Source organism: Flavobacterium taihuense (assembly GCF_019351435.1).
Lineage (GTDB): Bacteria > Bacteroidota > Bacteroidia > Flavobacteriales > Flavobacteriaceae > Flavobacterium > Flavobacterium taihuense.
The window spans coordinates 331,341-350,159 of the sequence record NZ_JAHWYN010000001.1; the positions used below are offsets into that span (position 1 = coordinate 331,341).

General features: G+C 34.8%; 16 protein-coding genes. 9 read left to right on the forward strand and 7 right to left on the reverse strand.

The features are described 5' to 3' along the window. Position 1 precedes the first annotated feature (1 nt). The gene (aceB, locus tag KZH69_RS01320; protein ID WP_219315658.1) at positions 2–1,603 is read right to left on the reverse strand and encodes a malate synthase A; all 1,602 of its coding nucleotides are present in this window, start codon (positions 1,601–1,603) and stop codon (positions 2–4) included. 120 nt (positions 1,604–1,723) lie between these two features. Here aceB and KZH69_RS01325 point away from each other — a divergent pair, with 120 nt between their 5' ends. After that, the gene (locus tag KZH69_RS01325; protein WP_219315659.1) at positions 1,724–3,205 is read left to right on the forward strand and encodes a helix-turn-helix domain-containing protein; all 1,482 of its coding nucleotides are present in this window, start codon (positions 1,724–1,726) and stop codon (positions 3,203–3,205) included. Positions 3,206–3,267: 62 nt separating this feature from the next. Here KZH69_RS01325 and KZH69_RS01330 read toward each other — a convergent pair whose 3' ends face one another. Beyond that, positions 3,268–4,629, reverse strand: a complete 1,362-nt coding sequence (locus KZH69_RS01330) for a hydroxymethylglutaryl-CoA synthase family protein (RefSeq protein WP_219315660.1) — start codon at positions 4,627–4,629, stop codon at positions 3,268–3,270. A gap of 429 nt (positions 4,630–5,058) precedes the next feature. Between KZH69_RS01330 and KZH69_RS01335 the strand changes: the two genes are divergently transcribed. The 4 genes from KZH69_RS01335 (at position 5,059) to KZH69_RS01350 (ending at position 9,395) form a co-directional block, all read left to right on the forward strand. Continuing rightward, a complete protein-coding gene (locus KZH69_RS01335) occupies positions 5,059–5,724 on the forward strand; it encodes a succinate dehydrogenase cytochrome b subunit (RefSeq protein ID WP_219315661.1) in 666 nt (221 codons plus the stop codon). Between the two features lie 12 nt (positions 5,725–5,736). Further along, positions 5,737–7,746 (forward strand): fumarate reductase/succinate dehydrogenase flavoprotein subunit, encoded by a 2,010-nt coding sequence (locus tag KZH69_RS01340; protein WP_219315662.1) that lies wholly within the window; start codon positions 5,737–5,739, stop codon positions 7,744–7,746. A gap of 7 nt (positions 7,747–7,753) precedes the next feature. After that, entirely contained in the window at positions 7,754–8,515 is a 762-nt protein-coding gene (locus KZH69_RS01345) for a succinate dehydrogenase/fumarate reductase iron-sulfur subunit (RefSeq protein ID WP_219315663.1), read from the forward strand. 115 nt (positions 8,516–8,630) lie between these two features. Next, positions 8,631–9,395, forward strand: coding sequence for an amidohydrolase (locus KZH69_RS01350; protein WP_219315664.1), 765 nt, complete (start codon positions 8,631–8,633; stop codon positions 9,393–9,395). Here KZH69_RS01350 and KZH69_RS01355 read toward each other — a convergent pair. Beyond that, positions 9,387–11,060, reverse strand: coding sequence for an Ig-like domain-containing domain (locus KZH69_RS01355; RefSeq protein ID WP_219315665.1), 1,674 nt, complete (start codon positions 11,058–11,060; stop codon positions 9,387–9,389). The two genes, KZH69_RS01350 and KZH69_RS01355, sit on opposite strands and share 9 nt — an antisense overlap. Before the next feature lie 239 nt (positions 11,061–11,299). On the opposite strand from KZH69_RS01355, the gene KZH69_RS01360 reads away from it, so the two are divergent. The 4 genes from KZH69_RS01360 to KZH69_RS01375 all read left to right on the forward strand — a co-directional run bounded on the left by KZH69_RS01360 (position 11,300) and on the right by KZH69_RS01375 (position 14,201). Then, positions 11,300–11,752 carry a 6-pyruvoyl trahydropterin synthase family protein gene (locus KZH69_RS01360; protein ID WP_219315666.1) on the forward strand — a complete coding sequence of 151 codons (453 nt, stop codon included), beginning with the start codon at positions 11,300–11,302 and terminating at the stop codon, positions 11,750–11,752. Between the two features lie 14 nt (positions 11,753–11,766). Then, on the forward strand, positions 11,767–12,522 hold the full coding sequence (locus KZH69_RS01365) for a UDP-2,3-diacylglucosamine diphosphatase (protein ID WP_219315667.1): 756 nt from the start codon (positions 11,767–11,769) through the stop codon (positions 12,520–12,522). Between the two features lie 44 nt (positions 12,523–12,566). After that, complete coding sequence (locus tag KZH69_RS01370) at positions 12,567–13,250, forward strand: GNAT family N-acetyltransferase (RefSeq protein WP_219315668.1); 684 nt, start codon at positions 12,567–12,569, stop codon at positions 13,248–13,250. Between the two features lie 216 nt (positions 13,251–13,466). Further along, the gene (locus KZH69_RS01375; protein WP_219315669.1) at positions 13,467–14,201 is read left to right on the forward strand and encodes a CHAD domain-containing protein; all 735 of its coding nucleotides are present in this window, start codon (positions 13,467–13,469) and stop codon (positions 14,199–14,201) included. A gap of 75 nt (positions 14,202–14,276) precedes the next feature. Here the strand turns inward: KZH69_RS01375 and KZH69_RS01380 are convergent, their stop codons facing one another. The 4 genes from KZH69_RS01380 to KZH69_RS01395 all read right to left on the reverse strand — a co-directional run bounded on the left by KZH69_RS01380 (position 14,277) and on the right by KZH69_RS01395 (position 18,818). Then, positions 14,277–15,545, reverse strand: coding sequence for an MFS transporter (locus KZH69_RS01380; protein ID WP_219315670.1), 1,269 nt, complete (start codon positions 15,543–15,545; stop codon positions 14,277–14,279). A 10-nt stretch (positions 15,546–15,555) separates the two neighbouring features. Then, the gene (gene recJ, locus KZH69_RS01385; protein ID WP_219315671.1) at positions 15,556–17,244 is read right to left on the reverse strand and encodes a single-stranded-DNA-specific exonuclease RecJ; all 1,689 of its coding nucleotides are present in this window, start codon (positions 17,242–17,244) and stop codon (positions 15,556–15,558) included. A gap of 161 nt (positions 17,245–17,405) precedes the next feature. After that, positions 17,406–17,750 carry a HopJ type III effector protein gene (locus KZH69_RS01390; protein ID WP_219315672.1) on the reverse strand — a complete coding sequence of 115 codons (345 nt, stop codon included), beginning with the start codon at positions 17,748–17,750 and terminating at the stop codon, positions 17,406–17,408. A gap of 15 nt (positions 17,751–17,765) precedes the next feature. Next, positions 17,766–18,818 (reverse strand): flavin monoamine oxidase family protein, encoded by a 1,053-nt coding sequence (locus KZH69_RS01395; protein ID WP_219315673.1) that lies wholly within the window; start codon positions 18,816–18,818, stop codon positions 17,766–17,768. Position 18,819 lies beyond the last annotated feature (1 nt).

Below are 18,819 nucleotides of genomic sequence, written 5' to 3' on the forward strand. Positions count from 1 at the left end.
GTCATAGGTATTTATATCCAATTAAGGTTAGGAATTCTATAAAATTGTCATTGACAACTAGTGTATCGAGCAGTTGTTCTGCTAAATGGTAATTTTGTTTTTCGTGGTTTTCGTCCCCGACAATTTTTTTAATTTTTTCAAATTCTTCCATGGCCAAGCGATGGTAATAATCTTCGGTTAGCGTTTTGTTATTGTCTAAAACCACTTCGTTTTGAAGCCATTGCCACAATTGCGATCTCGAAATTTCTGCCGTAGCGGCGTCTTCCATCAAATGGTGTAAAGCCGCTGCGCCTTGTCCGTTGAGCCAGGAGGCGATATAGAGAACTGAAATGCTGATGTTTTTTCGAACTCCTTCTTCGGTAATGGTTCCTTTTGGAACAGCCAGTAAATCTTCTTCGACTACGTTTACATCTTCTCTTTTTACATGAATCTGATTTTGAGTTGGCATGTATTTGTCGAAAACAGATTTTGCCAAAGGAACCAAATCAGGATGTGCAACCCAAGTTCCGTCGTGACCGTTTTGTACTTCTCTCTTTTTGTCGGTTACCACTTTGTCAAAAGCAATGTTGTTTGCTTCTTCATCATTTTTGATCGGTATTTGAGCCGCCATTCCGCCAATAGCATGAATATTTCGTTTGTGGCATCTTTGAATAACTAATTGTGAGTAGGCACTCATAAACGGTGTATTCATAGTTACTTGGTCACGGTTTGGTACGATGTAGGTTTTGTTTCTTCTTAATTTTTTGATGAAAGAAAAAATGTAATCCCAACGGCCGCAATTCAATCCTACGATGTGATCCCTTAATTCGAATATGATTTCGTCCAATTGGAAACTAGCTGTTATGGTTTCGATTAAAACAGTCGCTTTGAAAGTGCCATTTTGTTCTCCCAAATATTCTTGCGCAAATTCGAATACCTCATTCCACCATCTTGCTTCTAAGTAGTGTTCTAATTTTGGCAAATAAAAATAAGGAGCGGTTCCGTTTTTGGATAATTGTTCGTGATTGTGAAAAGCGTAAAGGCCAAAATCGATTAAAGAACCAGACGTTTCCTGATCATCGATAAGAATGTTTTTTTCATTTAAATGTAAACCTCTTGGTCTAACAATTAGAACGGCTGTTTTGTCGTTAAGCTCGTATTTTTTGTTTTTTAAAGTATCGTTCAGTGTTATGGTTTTATTTACTGCATCTATCAGGTTTTGTTGACCTTCCATCAAATTACTCCAAGTTGGAGAGGTACTGTCTTCAAAATCAGCCATGAAGGTATTAGCTCCCGAATTGAGTGCATTGATGACCATTTTCCGATCCACAGGTCCGGTAATTTCGACTCTTCTGTCCAATAAATCTCTTGGAGTTGTTGCAGTAATCCAATTGCTTTCTCTAATCATTCTAGTTTCGGCAGGGAAAGAAGGCAAAGCTCCAGCATCAAAAAGGGCTTGTTGTTTTTTGCGGTCTTCTAATAACGAAAGTCTTCTGTCATTAAATTTTTGATGCAATTCAGTTAAAAATTCGATAGCATCCTCGGTCAAAATTTCTGGATACTGTTGTGTCATTCCATTCGTGATTTGGAATTTTTTTTCTGTGGTTTCGGTTTGGTTTTTCATAACTAATTCATTTTGATACTGCAATACTACAAAAAGTTTTTTACAAAACAAGCGAACGTTCGCTAAAATTGAAAAATATTTTTTTTGAGGTTTTTCTTTTTTTAGTTTATCTTTGAATTTATGAATGTAGAAAAAGAGTATATCAAGTTGATTTTTGGGCTTAAGCTCAAGCAGGCTCGAACAAATAAAGATTTGTCATTATTTGGGTTAGCCAAAATAACAGAGCTGTCAAAATCGTATTTGAATGAAATTGAAAAAGGAAAAAAATATCCAAAAACGGAAAAAATCATTCTTTTAGCCGAAAAATTAGAGGTTTCATACGATCACATGGTGTCACTAAAGCTTGATAATAATCTCGCACCGATTGGTGAAATATTGAAATCAGGAATTTTGAAAGAGATTCCATTAGATCTGTTTGGAATTCAGGAAGCCGATTTAATTGATATTATTGCCAATGCTCCGGCAAAGGTCAATGCCTTTATCAGTACGATTATAGAAATTGCGCAGCATTATAATTTAACAAGAGAGAGTTTTTTCTTGGCATCATTGCGTTCCTACCAGGAAGCGCACAATAATTATTTTGAAGATCTTGAGGAAAAAGTGTTACTGTTTTGCAAGGCATTTCAAATTACTAATGCAACCAACATTTTGATTAGTGAATTGTCGGCAATTTTAATTGAAGAATACGGATATACTATTAACGAAATTGTTTTTTCGGAGAAAGAAGAATTAGGTGACTTACGTTCTATTTTTGTGCCAAAAAGTAGAACTTTATTACTATCCGTAGGGATTGATGATTCTCAGAAAGCATTTATTTTAGCAAAAGAAATCGCTTATAATTTTCTTGAAATTAAAGAAAGACTGTATACTTTCAGCTGGATTAAGTTTGATAATTTTGATCAGGTTCTTAATAATTTTTATGCTTCTTATTTTGCAGGAGCATTGCTTATTCCAAGAGAGCCACTGATTGAAGAATTAAATTTATTTTTATCAAAAGAAGATCCAAAACCTCAGGAAATGATTCAGTTGATGAATAAATTTACAGTTTCTCCGGAATCATTCTATCAGCGGTTAACTAATATTTTACCGAAGGATTTTCAGATAAAGAATCTCTTTTTTCTTCGTTTATCTCATGAAATAGGAGCGGACACTTATCAGATAAAAAAAGAGCTGCATATTACCAATCAGCAAGAACCTCATGCTAACGAGATGAACGAGCACTATTGCAGAAGATGGGTATCGATAAAAACAATTGTGGAGTCTTTGAAGCAAAAGAAAGAACATTTTTTTGACGCGCAGATTTCGCGTTATGAAAACAGTAATAATGAATATCTTGTTTTTTCATCGGCAACGCCAGATCCTTTCAAGAAAAATTGTTTGAGAAGTATTTCTGTTGGAATTTTGATTACGCCCTCGCTTAAGAAAAAGTTTAAATTTATTGAGGGGAATTCGATACAAAAACAACTCGTTGGAGTTACTTGTGAAACTTGCTCTGTTAAAGATTGCTTAGAAAGAGCTTCTCCTCCGATTCATTTACAACAAAAACTTAGACATGAAAAAACCGATGCAACGGTTCAGGAATATATAGCTAAGTTTAGTTAAAGTAAAAGAGCCACGAATGAATTTTATCTTTCGTGGCTCTTTTTGTATGGTAAATAGCTGTATTAATCAATCCAATTGTAATAACGGGCGCCGATTAAATTCGGTATTTCTGTTTCAATTCGGTCCAGAACCCATTCGTTTTTAGGTTCTTGAATGCTTTGTTTTTGTTCTTTTTTGTGCAGTTTTTCATAAGTTTCAAAATCAATTTCAAAACTTTTTTCCAATGTCTCAAAAAGGGAAACATTAGCTATTGCCGATTTCCATTCGGGTTGAATAGTACCTTCAAAAACTTTGGATTTGGAACCGCTTCCGTAGGCCAGAAAACCAAATTTTTCAGAAGCAATTTCTTTTTTGGTATCATAAAAATGGGCCAAAGTAGAAAGTAATCCCATAAAAATCGAACCGGTATAAAGGTTTCCAATTAAAGAAGAAGCTAATTCTGCAGGCTGTAATTTTTCGGATACAAATGTTTTATAATTATCTGATTTGCTGATTTCTTTCAGCTTGTTCTGATATTCCGAAGCATTTTCTTCGCCATTTAAAACTGGAGTTGAAGCATCCAAAGCATAAATTTCAGAAAGCATTCTTCGGCCTTGAAAAGCATAAGGCAAATGCATTACAATGCTTGTCCAAGTGCTGTAAACAGTTTCTTGAGTGTTTTTTATTTTTTTGAAAGAGAAATAAGCTTCTCTTGTTCGATCCATATAACATTGGTTCGAATATTGACCGTCAAAAACAGGCTGGTCTTTGTGGATTTCAATTTCACTTTCTAGATTGTCAAACCAAGATTCGTTGTTTGTGTTTCCTGTGATTTCCTGTTTTGAAATTGTTCTGTATGGTTTGAAGAAATCAAAAACACCTTTTGTGCTTACGCCCCAATGATTTTCGAAAGTTACAATTTTTGGATTTGAAGTAATGAGCATTGCAACTGCTCCAGCGCCCTGCGTATATTCTCCAGTTGAATTTAAATCGTATTTAGCAAAATCGGTAGTAACAACAATAGCCTTTTTGGTTGGGTTTAGCTGAACAAAATCAAGACAGTTCTGCATGGCATCAACGCCGCCAATGCAGGCAAAAGTAAAATCTACAACATCACATTCGGATAAAGAGTTCTCGCCAAATTTTTGTTCCATTAATGCTATCAGGAAAGAACTTATGGGTTTTGAGCTGTCGATAGCACTTTCGGTTCCCACATATATTCGGGCAACTTCGTCTAATTTGAGGTTGTTGTCTTGAATCAGTTTTGTCAAAGCATTAGCTCCAAATACCACAGTATCCTGATGCGCATCGGGCAAAGTCATCTTTAATAATCCCAACCCTTTTTCGAGTTTTTCAGGTTCTATATTTCTAGCTAATGCTAATGTTTTTATAGGTAAATGCAATTTGGCAACATCAAATGCAATAGCGTCAATTCCAGTTTTCATGAATAAAATTTAAAGCTGTAAAGTTAAAATTGCTTTGGGGAATTACAATATTTTAAAGATGATAAAATGGCTGTTTTTCAATTTTTAGTGAATAAGCTGTAAATCTTGTTTTGTATTATAAGATTGTTAGTTTTTCTATCTTTTGACAATGAAATATAATTAGGACAATAATTTTAACGACTATTTTTAAATTGAAACCTGATTTTTATCACCTAAATTTAAAAACTATACTATTTTATATATGTAATCGATTACATTTTGTTGCAAAATGAACAAAACTACGTATTTTAGTACGTATTTAATAAGTATTTTTTAAGTACTTTAAAATGATTATAAATTGCGAAGTAAAATTGCGAAAATGGTTGTTATTCTTTCTCAATTACCCTAAATTTGTTCGACTTTTTAAAAAAATATAATATTTATATCATTATGGCAAAATCTGCAATATTGAAGTCGTCTATAGCTAAAAAAGTAGCTATGGCGCTTTCAGGACTTTTTTTGATTTCGTTTCTATCGCTTCACTTCTTTATTAATTTCGTATCTGTTTTTAGTGAGAATTCATTTAATGCGATGTCACATTTCATGGGTTACAACCCATTAATTCAATTTGTTATGCAGCCTGTTCTGGTTGCGGGAGTAGTTTTTCACTTTGTTATGGGATTCGTTCTGGAGCTGAAAAACAGAAATGCAAGACCTGTTGCTTACGTAAAGTTTGACGGTGCGGCAAATTCATCTTGGGCTTCTAGGAATATGATTATTTCAGGGCTGGTTGTATTGGCTTTTTTAGGATTACACATGTATGATTTCTGGTTTCATGAAATGGTTTACAAATATGTGGAATCAAATGTTATTGATGAAACTAGATATTATGATGAATTGGTGGCCAAATTTGAAAGTCCGGTTCGTACAGGATTGTATTGCGTGGCTTTCGTTTTATTGGCATTACACCTTTGGCATGGTTTCACTTCTTCTTTGCAGTCTGTAGGATTTGACAATAAAATAGGGAAGTCATTGCATAAAATCTGTTATGCATTTGCAATTATAGTTCCTTTTGGATTTATTTTCATTGCCCTATTTCATCATTTTAATAATTAATATCAATCTATAATGAAACTAGATTCTAAAATACCAGAAGGTCACATTTCACAAAAATGGACTGATTATAAAGATCACTTAAGGTTAGTTGCTCCAAATAACCGACCAAAAATAGATATTATCGTTGTAGGAACAGGATTAGCGGGTGCTTCGGCTGCTGCATCTTTTGCCGAAATGGGTTATAATGTAAAAGCATTTTGTTACCAAGATTCTCCACGTCGTGCGCACTCAATCGCTGCACAAGGAGGTATTAACGCTGCAAAAAATTATCAAAATGACGGTGACAGTACGTTCCGTTTATTTTATGATACAATTAAAGGAGGAGATTACAGAGCACGTGAAGCAAACGTTCACCGTTTAGCTGAAGTTTCCGGAAACATCATTGACCAATGTGTGGCTCAGGGAGTTCCTTTTGCCCGTGATTACGGCGGAATGTTAGACAACCGTTCTTTTGGTGGTACACAAGTACAGCGTACTTTTTATGCAGCTGGACAAACAGGACAGCAGTTATTATTAGGAGCTTATTCTTCTTTATCAAGACAAATTGGTTTAGGGAAAATCGATATGTATAACCGTCACGAAATGCTGGAATTGGTAAAAGTTAATGGAAAAGCTCGTGGAATCATTGCCCGTAATTTGATTACCGGTGAAATCGAAAGACACTCTGCTCACGCTGTAATTATTGCAACTGGAGGATACGGAAACGTTTATTTCCTTTCTACAAATGCAATGGGATCGAATGTAACTGCTGGCTGGAAAATTCACAAACAAGGTGCTTTGTTCGCAAACCCATGTTATGTACAGATTCACCCAACTTGTATTCCAGTTCACGGAACGAATCAATCTAAATTGACTTTGATGTCTGAGTCGTTAAGAAACTCTGGACGTATTTGGGTTCCAAAGAAAAAAGAAGATGCAGAAGCAATTCGTGCCGGTAAATTGAAGCCAACGCAAATTGCTGAAGAAGATAGAGATTACTACTTAGAAAGAAAATATCCAGCATTTGGTAACTTAGTTCCTCGTGATGTTGCTTCAAGAGCAGGAAAAGAAGTTTGTGACGAAGGCCGCGGAATTGAGGCTAACGATACTAATGAAGGAGTTTATTTGGATTTCGCTACAGAGGTTCAATCTAAAGGAAGACAAACAGCTTACGCAAAAGGAAATCATAATCCTACTCAGGAAGAAATCCTTACTTTAGGAAAAAAATGGTTAGAAGAAAAGTACGGTAACTTGTTTACTATGTACCAAAAAATCACCGATGAGAATCCTTATGAAACTCCAATGAAAATTTACCCTGCGGTTCACTATACAATGGGAGGTGTTTGGGTTGATTATAACTTACAATCTACTATTCCGGGCTGTTTCGTTGCAGGAGAAGCTAATTTCTCTGATCACGGAGCGAACCGTTTAGGAGCTTCGGCTTTGATGCAGGGATTGGCAGACGGATATTTCGTATTACCTTATACGGTTTCTGATTATTTGGCTGATGATATCCGTACTGGAAAAATCTCTACTGATTTGCCGGAATTTGTTGAAGCTGAGAAAAATGTAAAAGATCAAATCAATAAATTCTTGTCTAATAATGGATCAAAAACAGTGGATCATTTCCATAAACGTTTAGGTCATATTATGTGGAATAAAGTTGGAATGGGCCGTAATGAAAAAGGATTGACAGAAGCTATCGAAGAAATTGCTGCTTTGAAAGAAGAATTCTTCAAAGAAGTTTATGTTCCAGGAAGTGCTGATGAATTGAATCCTGAATTAGAGAAAGCACTTCGTGTTGCCGATTTCATCGAATTAGGACAATTAATGGCTATGGATGCTTTACAGCGTAAAGAATCTTGCGGAGGTCACTTCCGTGAAGAATATCAGGATGCTGAAGGGGAAACTTTACGTGATGACGAAAACTTCAAATTTGTTGGTGCTTGGGAATACAAAGGATACGACATTAAAAATGAAGAGCTTCACAAAGAAGAGTTGAATTACGAGTTTATTAAAATAGCCGCAAGAAATTACAAATAAAAAAATTATGAGTGCAGCAAAAAATATCAATATAAGCCTTCAAATCTGGCGTCAAAAGAACTCCAAAGAAAAAGGAAAAATGGAAACATACAAATTGAACGATGTTTCTACGGCAAGTTCATTTTTGGAAATGTTAGACCAATTGAATGAACAATTAGTAAACGAAAGAAAAGAACCAATCGCATTTGATCACGATTGTCGTGAAGGAATCTGCGGAATGTGTTCTTTGTATATCAACGGACGTGCACACGGACCAGACACTGGAATCACTACTTGTCAATTGCACATGAGAATGTTTAATGACGGAGATACCATCGTTATAGAGCCTTGGCGTTCTGCAGCTTTCCCTGTTATTAAAGATTTAATTGTAGACAGAACTTCTTTCGACAGAATTCAGCAAGCTGGTGGTTTCGTTTCAGTAAATACTTCTGGAAACACTATCGATGCGAATGCTACTCCAGTTCCTAAAGATGATGCTGACAAAGCTTTTGAAGCAGCTGCTTGTATCGGTTGCGGTGCATGTGTAGCTACTTGTAAAAATGGATCTGCAATGTTATTTGTTGGAGCAAAAGTTTCGCAGTATGCATTGTTGCCACAAGGAAGAGTTGAAGCAACAGCTCGTGTATTGAACATGGTGCGTCAAATGGATGAAGAAGGTTTTGGTAACTGTACCAACACTGGAGCTTGTGAAATTGAATGTCCAAAAGGAATTTCCCTTGAAAATATTGCTCGTATGAATAGAGAATATTTATCAGCAAGTTTGAAATAATATAATACTTAATATCAAAAACGTCCCTAGAAATTGGGACGTTTTTTGTTTGTATAAACCTTTGTGAATCTCATTTTATCTTTACGTATCTTTGTGTAACAGCAAAGGATTCAATATGAAACTCGCACTCATTCAATCGTCATTGTCTTGGGAAAACCCAGAAAAAAATAGAAAAAAACTCGGAGAAAAAATTAATGCGATTTCCGAAAGTGTTGATTTAATTGTACTCCCTGAAATGTTTACGTCAGGCTTCACTATGCAACCTGATACTGTTGCCGAAAAGATGCAAGGCGAAACGATTATTTGGCTAAAACAGTTGGCGGAAGCCAAAAATTGTGCCATTACTGGAAGCTTAGTTATTGCTGAAAATGACAATTTCTATAACCGATTGGTTTTTGTTTTTCCTTCAGGAGAAATTAAATTTTACGACAAAAGGCATTTGTTTACATTGGCGGGGGAAGATGAAGTCTATACTGCTGGTGCCAAAAAATTAATTGTAGAATATAAAGGATGGAAAATCTGTCCGCTGATTTGTTATGATTTGCGTTTCCCTGTTTTTGCCAGAAATGTAGAGGAATACGATTTGCTGATTTATGTTGCCAATTGGCCAGAAATAAGAATAAAAGCTTGGGATGTTTTGTTAAAAGCACGTGCCATAGAGAACATGAGTTATACCATTGGGGTCAATAGAATTGGTGAAGATGACAACAATTTTCAATACAATGGACATTCCCAAGTGGTTAATTTCTTGGGAGATTACATTATGGAACCTATTGAGACAAAAGGTGTTTTTATCGTTGAATTGAATAAAGCTGAGCTACTTCTGGCCAGAAAAAAATTTAATTTTTTAAAAGATCAAGACGCTTTCATACTAAAATGAGCTAGATTTCTTTTTCTCTTTTTCTTTTTTCTTTTTGGGTTCAGGAGTATACGGAATACTCAAATCAAAAGGTTGATTCACGTCCCAGTTGGTTCGGATGTCTACACCTTTAGAAAAATAAACCACTTCTTCAGCTTGTCGTTTTTCAAGGTAATTTCCTGTGTCCCATTCTTTATTTTTATTGTCGTCATAAATCGCTCGAAGTGTATATACACTTGGTTCTAGAAGATTGAATTCAATTTCTGTTTTACCTTCAGTGTATTCGCTCGCTTTGACAATGTCTCCTTTTTCATTCGCCAATTCAATAATAAGAGGGAATCGTTTTACGTTTTTTAAACTCACTATAAGATTCCCGTAATCAGCACGATTGCGTGTGCTGGTACTAAAAGATAAAGTGTCATTTGTCTTTTCTAAAAAATCAGTGACAGCACCAGGCATCAATTTAAAATTGTATTTCTGAGCTTCTTCTATTTTAAAATCAATAAATAATTGTTGGGTGTACTCATCGTATGCAGTAGTAAATGCCACTGCAGCTGAATCTTTATCTGTAAGTTTCATTTTTGATTTGTCAAAATTCACCAAAGGTGTACTGGATTCCAAAGTAAATCGATCTCTGAAATTCAAAACCCCACTTTGAATGGCTTTAATGCTCAAAGTGTCACTTTTTTGATTTTTGACTTTAAAAGTAAAGTCTTTTTGGTACTTGTCTTTTACAATATTTAGCGAAAGCGAATCTACTTTCAAAGGTTTGAACCAGACTTGTAAAGAGTCTTTTTTATCTATTTTTGTAATTATCGAAGGAATGATTTGACCGTTGTTTTTTAAAGTAAATTTAGCTTTTTCACCATTGATTTTTGGGCTGCCTTCATAACCTACAATCAATCGATTTCCAGAAGCTTGCGCGGGTTTTATTGCTTTAAAAGGCAGTTCTTCCTTGAATAATTCCAATTCAAAAACGGTGTCATTTGGTATTGTTACAATTTGTTTGGTAAACCCAATTCGGTCAGATTTGGGATTGAATTTATTATTGCTATTATTGTCCTTCATAGCTACCAAAAAGTATTTTCCCGCTTTTAAATTCTCCAATCGAAACGTCTTCAAACTGTCCAAAGTATTGGTAATGTATCGTGGATTTTCTTTATAAATAGTAGAATCATTAAATTTTTCATTCGCTTCATAAAGCATGATCGAAACAAAAGAAGCTACCTCTTTATCATAGGCATCTTTTACCCTTCCGCCCAGTGTCAAAGAATCGATATAATCTCCGGTAGAAAACACATATTTAAAGAGATTGTATGGATTTCCTTCATTATTATCGGCAATACTTTGTCCAAAATTCAAGCTATAAGTAGTATTGGGTTGTAAAGTATCATTTATAGTAATAGTCAATGTTTTTGTTGGAGTAGTCGGAATGATTAACGGCTCATTCTTCATTGGTGGTGAAATAATCAATTGCTTGTTTAGATTTTTTAGCTTGATATTTTCGTCAAAAACAAGTTTGATTTTATTACCTTGAAATTTAACCGAATAATTTTCAGGCAAGCTATATTTTAATGTCGGAGCAATAGTGTCTTTCAAACCACCAGTAATGGCCCCTCTTTTGGCACAACTCATAAAAAAAAGCAAGAGTAAAAATGGAATATATTTAAAAATGTTTTTGAACATAATGTGTTAAAATTTGATTCTACAAAATAACAATTATATTTACTGTAATCGAAATATTTCACGAACTATTAGGAGCTTTTTCCTGCTGTACACTATATCTTTTTATGAGGTGAAGAAAAATCACCCCATAAAAAGGATGCCGTTTCCATCAGGGCTAGAAATTGCATGCAAGGGAATCCTATTTTAAGGGAGCTTTTCTCATGCGAATTCATTAAATTTGCAGTCAAAATAGATCTTCAATGAGCAATATTAGAATCACCAAACAATTTAATTTTGAAACCGGTCACGCGTTATACGGATATGACGGGAAATGTAAAAATGTGCATGGTCATAGTTATAAGTTATCGGTTACCGTTATCGGAAAACCAATAACGGATCGGAACAATGTAAAGTTTGGTATGGTCATTGATTTTTCGGATCTGAAAAAGATTGTAAAAGAAGAAATTGTCGATCAGTTTGATCACGCCACTGTTTTCAACGAAACTACTCCGCATATTGAGTTAGCAAACGAATTAAAAAATCGTGGGCATCATGTAATATTGGTCGATTATCAACCAACCAGTGAGAATATGGTGGTTGATTTTTCTCAAAGAATAATTCGCAGATTACCTAAAAACATTCAACTGTTTTCTTTGAAATTGCAAGAAACCGAGTCTTCATTTGCCGAATGGTTTGCAAGCGACAATCAATAATTTATACCTAGTTCATGCAATTATCCAATAATAAAAAAATCTATTTCGCTTCAGATCAGCATTTTGGTGCGCCTAATGCAGAGTTGAGTTTTCCAAGAGAACAAAAGTTCGTCGCCTGGCTAGACAAAGTCAAAGACGATGCTGAAGCCATATTTCTTTTGGGTGATTTATTTGATTTTTGGTTCGAATATAAAACCGTTGTTCCAAAAGGGTTTGTTCGTATTTTAGGTAAGTTGGCCGAAATTCGTGACAGCGGAGTACCTATTTATTTTTTTGTGGGAAACCATGATTTATGGATGGCCGATTATTTTGAAACCGAGTTGAACATTCCCGTTTATCACGATAACAAAGAGTTTACTTTTGGAGATAAAACCTTTTTGATTGGTCATGGTGACGGAAAAGGACCTGGCGATTTAGGCTACAAACGCATGAAAAAAGTGTTTACCAATCCGTTCTCCAAATGGCTTTTCAGATGGTTGCATCCCGATATTGGAGTGAAATTAGCGCAATACCTGTCCGTTAAAAACAAACTCATTTCCGGTGATGAAGATGTGAAATTTTTGGGAGAAGAAAATGAATGGCTAATACTTTATGCCAAACGAAAGCTAGAAACCAAGCATTATAACTATTTTGTTTTTGGTCACCGTCATCTCCCGATGATTAAGCCAGTTGGCGAAAAATCAGAATATGTAAATTTAGGTGATTGGATCAGCTACTTTACCTACGGAGTTTTTGACGGCGAATCATTCGAGGTAAAAAAGTTTGAATAAATTTTACTACTACTCGTTTTCGGTATCTTATAATTGCAATCAAAATGGCAAATGGAAATCATAAATTAGACAATCCCGTTTGGTATTCAATTTCCGAAACGCATAAGGATTTTGGAATTGATTACGGGACAATAAAATTTTATCATCCTGATTATTGTCCTTTTGGAGGGTTTACAGCTTTTGATAATATGGACGATTCTATTTCTCAATACGCCAAATTAGTCAACAACTTTTTTATTATCGGACAAAAACCAATTGTACCCAATAATCTAAAATTGAAAAATGAATTAATCTGTTTGCAAATGATTATTTATAACAAAGTTGAAGAAAATTTTGAAGATCTGATTGTGAAATTAGAAGAGGAACATTTAGACGATTTATTAGGATTGGTCAAAATGGTTTACCCAGAGTATTTTAAAAAGAAGACCGTTTCATTAGGAAATTATTACGGAATTTACAAAAACAATCAGCTCGTTGCCGTAACGGGAGAACGTATGCAAATGGAAGGTTATACAGAAGTAAGTGCAGTAATCACACATCCAGACCATACAGGGAAAGGTTATGCGAAGCAGTTAGTCACATATACGGTAAATGCCATTTTCGCACAAAACAAAACCCCATTCCTGCATGTTGCCGAGTCTAATGTTGGAGCAATCAAGCTGTATGAAAAATTAGGTTTTCAAATCAGAGAGAAAATAAGTGTTTGGAATATAGTTCCCAATCTTTAAGGATATAAATCCCTAAAAAATAATCTTTTTGGATTAAAATAATATTAAGTCTTTCGTTGTTAGATGTTTATCTTGTGAATAAATATGCGTATTTTTATAGGAGTTTTTATAGTCTTATAAAATAATACACTATAGATTTAGCTAGTTCTCAGCCCAACAAAAGTTTCACAAAAACAAATTATATAAGTGCTATAATTCATCAGTAAATAAAAGCTAATGAAAGAGGATTTATTATATCATCAGGTCTCAGACCGTCTAAAGTCTATCGAAAAGCATCTTTGTGCCTACTCGAAGAATGGCAAGCCCAAACATCTTCATCTTTTAAGATTAGATATAAAGGTAGTAAAAGCTTTATTTTCTTTTGCAGAAGACATATATAATGAGACTTACAGTGTGATTGCGTTAAAAGCGGTATTTCAAAAATCCGGAGAAATACGGGACATCCAAATAATTAGTTCATCCAAGCATCTTCCGCGAAAACTTATTTGTGAATTAAAAAAGAAAGAAATTTTTTTAATGAAACTGCTTCAGAAGGATATTCCAAAGTATATAAAAACGATAGAGAGTTTTCGTAAAGAAGTTACTTTTCCCAAAGCTTTGTCTGATAAAGAAATAATAAAAGCCTATTTTGAAAAAGAGATGATGAAAGCTAATCAAGATTTTCAAAATCAAGATAGGGAAGGGTTACATCAATTTAGAAAGAGCATAAAAAAATTAATGTTTGTATATAATGTTTTACCTAAAAAAATAAGAAAAGAAATCGACTTGGATGAGCAATATATTAATAAATTGCAAGAAAAAGTGGGTAATTGGCACGATACCTATTCTTCTATTGAGTTTCTTTCCTATCAATATTTAAAACAAAAACCAATTGAGTATATTTCAAAGTTGAAACAAAAAGAAATAAAACAATTTAATGCATTATTTACAAATGGAGGAAGTGCAAAATAAAATCCCCTAACATTCATGAAATAAATGGTAAGAGGGTGTTTTTGTTGCTGAAAATAAACAATTTAGAACTTTATGTTACTCCTTCTTTTCATGGTCTTCTAAATCTTTTGTTAGATCTAGTTTTCTGAATTCAGGAGATATAAATCCGGTGAAGAGTACAATGATAAGTGTCATACTACCACCAAATACCACAGCAGTTACCGTTCCCATCAGTTTGGCGGTCAGTCCGCTTTCAAAAGCGCCCAATTCATTCGACGATCCTACAAATATAGAATTTACTGAGGCTACACGTCCTCGCATGTGATCGGGTGTTTTAAGTTGCAAAATGGTTTGGCGAATTACCATTGATATTCCGTCTACAACACCACTGAAAAATAATGCCAAAAGAGAAATCCAAAATACAGTAGATAGTCCGAAAATAGTGATGCAAACTCCAAACAAAAAGATGGCTGTCAAAAGTTTCATTCCTGCATTTTTGTTCACAGGTACATAAGCTGTAAAAAACATGGTCAAAATGGCACCTACTGCTGGAGCAGCTCTCAAGAAACCAAATCCCTCTGGGCCTACTTTTAAAATATCTAAGGCGAAAATGGGTAATAATGCAACGGCTCCACCAAATAAAACGGCTGCCATATCCAATGTCAAAGCACTCAAAATGGTTTTGTTGTTAAATACAAATTTCACTCCTTCTTTCAGACTTTCCATAACCGGTTCGCCTATTTTTGGATTCAAAATAGGTTTTTTCTCTATTTGGGTTAATAGTAACAACGCAAAAACAGAAAACGCAAGAACTAAGCTTAAAGACCAATGAACTCCGATTAAATGAATGGAAAAACCAGCAACTGCTGGCCCCACAACAGAACCCACTTGCCATACTGAACTACTCCAGGTTGCAGCATTTGAATATGCTTTTTTGGGAACGATTAATGCTAAAAGGGAAAAAACGGTTGGACCAATAAAAGAACGAACAATTCCGCCTAAGAATACTAAAAAGTAAATGGTGTATAAAATGGTATTTGTAGAAATTCCATTTGTTATTTCAGGTAAAGTGATCAAAAACAGCCCCAAACTAATAACCGAAAAACCTAAAATACACTTGAGCAGTAATCCTTTTTTTTCATTTTGATCAACAAAGTGACCAGCAAATAATGACACTGCTATAGCAGGAATGATTTCCATTAAACCAATAATACCAAGGGATAAAGCACTTTTCGTAATTCTATAAACTTCCCATTCAATAATGATGAACTGCATAGACCAAGCAAAAACCATCGCAAAACGAATCAGTAAGAAGGTGTTGAATTCTTTAAATCTAAGGGCTGCATAGGGGTCATTTTTTTTCATAAATCCTTAATTATTTAATGTCTCTTAATCGTAATTGAATGCTCACTTTGTCATTCCATTCATTTTCATCGATGCAATATACGGCATCAAATTCTTTTTGATTGCTCGTTAGCTCTTTTTTATTTCCAAGTCCAAAGCCAATGGCAGTGAGTCCTTCGCTATTATTTTGCTTTACAAAGAGCTTTAAATGTTCATCTTCAGAGCCTAATGTTTTGGCATAACCCGTATCTTTTATTTTTTTGGTTAAAAAAATAGGAGTCATGTTTAAAGGACCAAAAGGTTCAAATTGTTTCAGAATTCGTATTAATTTTGGGGAAATGTCTTCAAAATTAATTTCGGCATCAATAGCTATTTCTGGAGTTAACTGATCAGGATGAATGGTTTCTTGCACTGTTTTTTCAAATGCATTTTTAAAGTTTTGATAGTTCTCTGCTGTTAAAGTCATTCCGGCAGCATACATATGTCCTCCAAATTGTTCCAGATGTTCCGAGCAAGCTTCGAGAGCATTGTAAACATCAAAACCTTTTACAGATCGTGCCGAAGCGGCATATTTATCGCCACTTTTTGTAAAAACCAAGGTCGGACGATAATAGGTTTCGATTAATCGAGAAGCCACAATTCCAATAACTCCTTTGTGCCAATCTTCTTGAAAAACTACAGTTGTAAAGTTTTTTTCTTCCTGATTTTTGATTATTTGTGAGAGCGCTTCTTTGGTAATTTGTTTGTCTAAATCTTTTCGATCGGTATTGTATTGTTCAATTTCGGATGCAAATTGTTGTGCTTGTTCAAAATCGAATTCGGTCAATAATTCTACAGCATGATTACCGTGTTTGATGCGACCGGCAGCATTGATTCGTGGAGCAATTATAAACACAACATCGGTAATGTCCAGTATTTTCTTTTTTACTTGATGAAACAGTGCTTTGATTCCAGGTCTGGGTTCTGCATTAATAACTTGTAATCCAAAATAAGCCAATACTCGGTTTTCGCCAGTCATGGGTACAATGTCTGCGGCTATTGCCGTGGCGACTAGATCAAGATACAACACAAAATCTTCGATAGTTTGATTTCTATTGGTTCCAAGTGCTTGAATGAGTTTGAAACCTATACCGCAACCACACAATTCATCATAGGGATAATGACAATCTTCTCTTTTTGGATCCAGAACAGCAACGGCTTGGGGTAAAACTGCTCCAGGTCTGTGGTGATCACAAATGATGAAATCAATGTTTCGCTCTTTTGCGTAAGCGACATGATCTATAGATTTTATGCCACAATCAAGAGCAATGATGAGCGAAAAACCGTTATCATCGGCAAAGTCAATCCCTGTGTAGGAGATACCGTAACCCTCCGCATAGCGATCCGGTATATAGGTAGCAACGTTTGGATAATAACTTTTCAGATAGGATGAAACAAGTGATACAGCGGTGGTTCCATCAACATCATAATCGCCAAATACCAGAATGTTTTCATTATTGGTAATGGCTTTCTGGATCCGTTCGACGGCTTTATCCATATCTTTCATCAAATAGGGATTGTGCAAATCCTCTAAACTTGGTCTGAAAAAAAGTTTGGCCTGCTCAAAAGTTTCAATGCCTCTTTGAATTAATAAAGCGGCTACAAATTCTTCAACATTCAAGGCTTGCGCTAAATGTTTTATTTTCTCTTCAGCAGGTTTTGGCTTAAGTGTCCAACGCATTTTTATAGAGTTTTAATCAATTTGATATAAAAAAGAGATTCCCACTGGAGTGAGAATCTTTGGGATACGAATATAATTTTTTTTAATGGAATGCTATAATAATTGATTCTTATATGCATCCAAAATTGAAATGATTTCGTCAAAATGAGTTATGATATAAGCTATTTGAGTTCTAATGCCTGTCCTTCAAACTGAATTCCATTCCAACCTGTTTTCATAAAGTTGCGAATATTTTGATGATTTGTTCCGTTGAGATCTTCCAAAACTTCTTCAAAATAATAAGCTCCAAAACACGCTAATGTTTCGGCAGCAGATAATTTTTGCAATAACGCAAAAGCAAATAATTTGCAGGATCCTGAGTTTTCTCCAGCGGCATTGTGCTGTTCCCCGTTTTGAAAAGCAGTTGGTGCAAACGTGTAGTTTTCTTCTATTGTTGCAATAGTTTCTGCAAAGGTTATCGATTTTGGATTTTCTTTTAGTTTTTCTAAAAATGTTGAAATAGACATAGTGACTAATTTATATTAAAATTGTGAGGCAATAGATTGGGCGGCGTTTATTGCTCCATCCATATAACCTGGATTTTGTGTAGCCGTTTCAGAACCGGATAGGTATAATTTATCTTCAAAAAATATATTTTTATACATAGCATGTCCATTGTTTTGATGAGCCATTACTAATTTTTCATAAGGAAGAAAGGTGAGGGGTTCATCTCGCCAAACTTTCTCATAATAGGCGGTATAATTGTTAGCTTCTGCACCAAAAAAACGAATAAGTTGTCGAATTACTTTTTCTTTTCTTTCGTCTTTTGAAAGGGTGTTTGTTCCGCCATTCAAGAATCCTTTTAATGCAAATTTCGTGTGATCTGAACTACTGTGATCGTACATTTCTTGAATGATACTGGCCTGACTGAATATGGTTCCCGAAAAATTATTTTCTTTCCAAAAGGCTGTTGGGTATTCTACTGCAAACTTAATGGATTCACCCATCCAAGTGTGTGTTTTCTTGGCTAATTGGAGTAGGGATTCGGGTAATTTGGGGTCAAATGTTATAGTTTGTACTAACAAATGAGGAGGTAATGTTGATATCACTTTGTCGGCTATAAAGATTTCTCCTTTTTCGGTAGTAATTTCAATTTGGTTATTTACCAGTTTTAAAGCAATCACTTTTGAATCCTTTTTTAGATTTTCCAAGCCAATTTTAGCAACCAAAGTATTGATTAGTTTCATAGAACCGCCTTCTAATCGATAGGAAACGGCCTCTGTCTCTGGTATTTCAAATTTTTGCGGAGGCACAAAAGACATCGTTTCAAAAAGTGAAATCCCACTAGTGTGTTGCTTAAAATAAGGTAACTCGAGTTCGTCTAGTAAGGCTAATAGAGAAGGGTGTTGTTGGCTAAACCATGTAGCTCCCATTTCTATCGTTACGCCAGATTCTCCTGAAATAGTTTCAATTCGCCCTCCAATTCTTGAATTTGCTTCTAATAGTTGAGCGTGTATTCCTTTTTTCTGAAGTAAATAAGCGATAGTCAAACCAGTTAATCCAGCGCCAATAATGTAAATTTTAGGTTCAGGCATG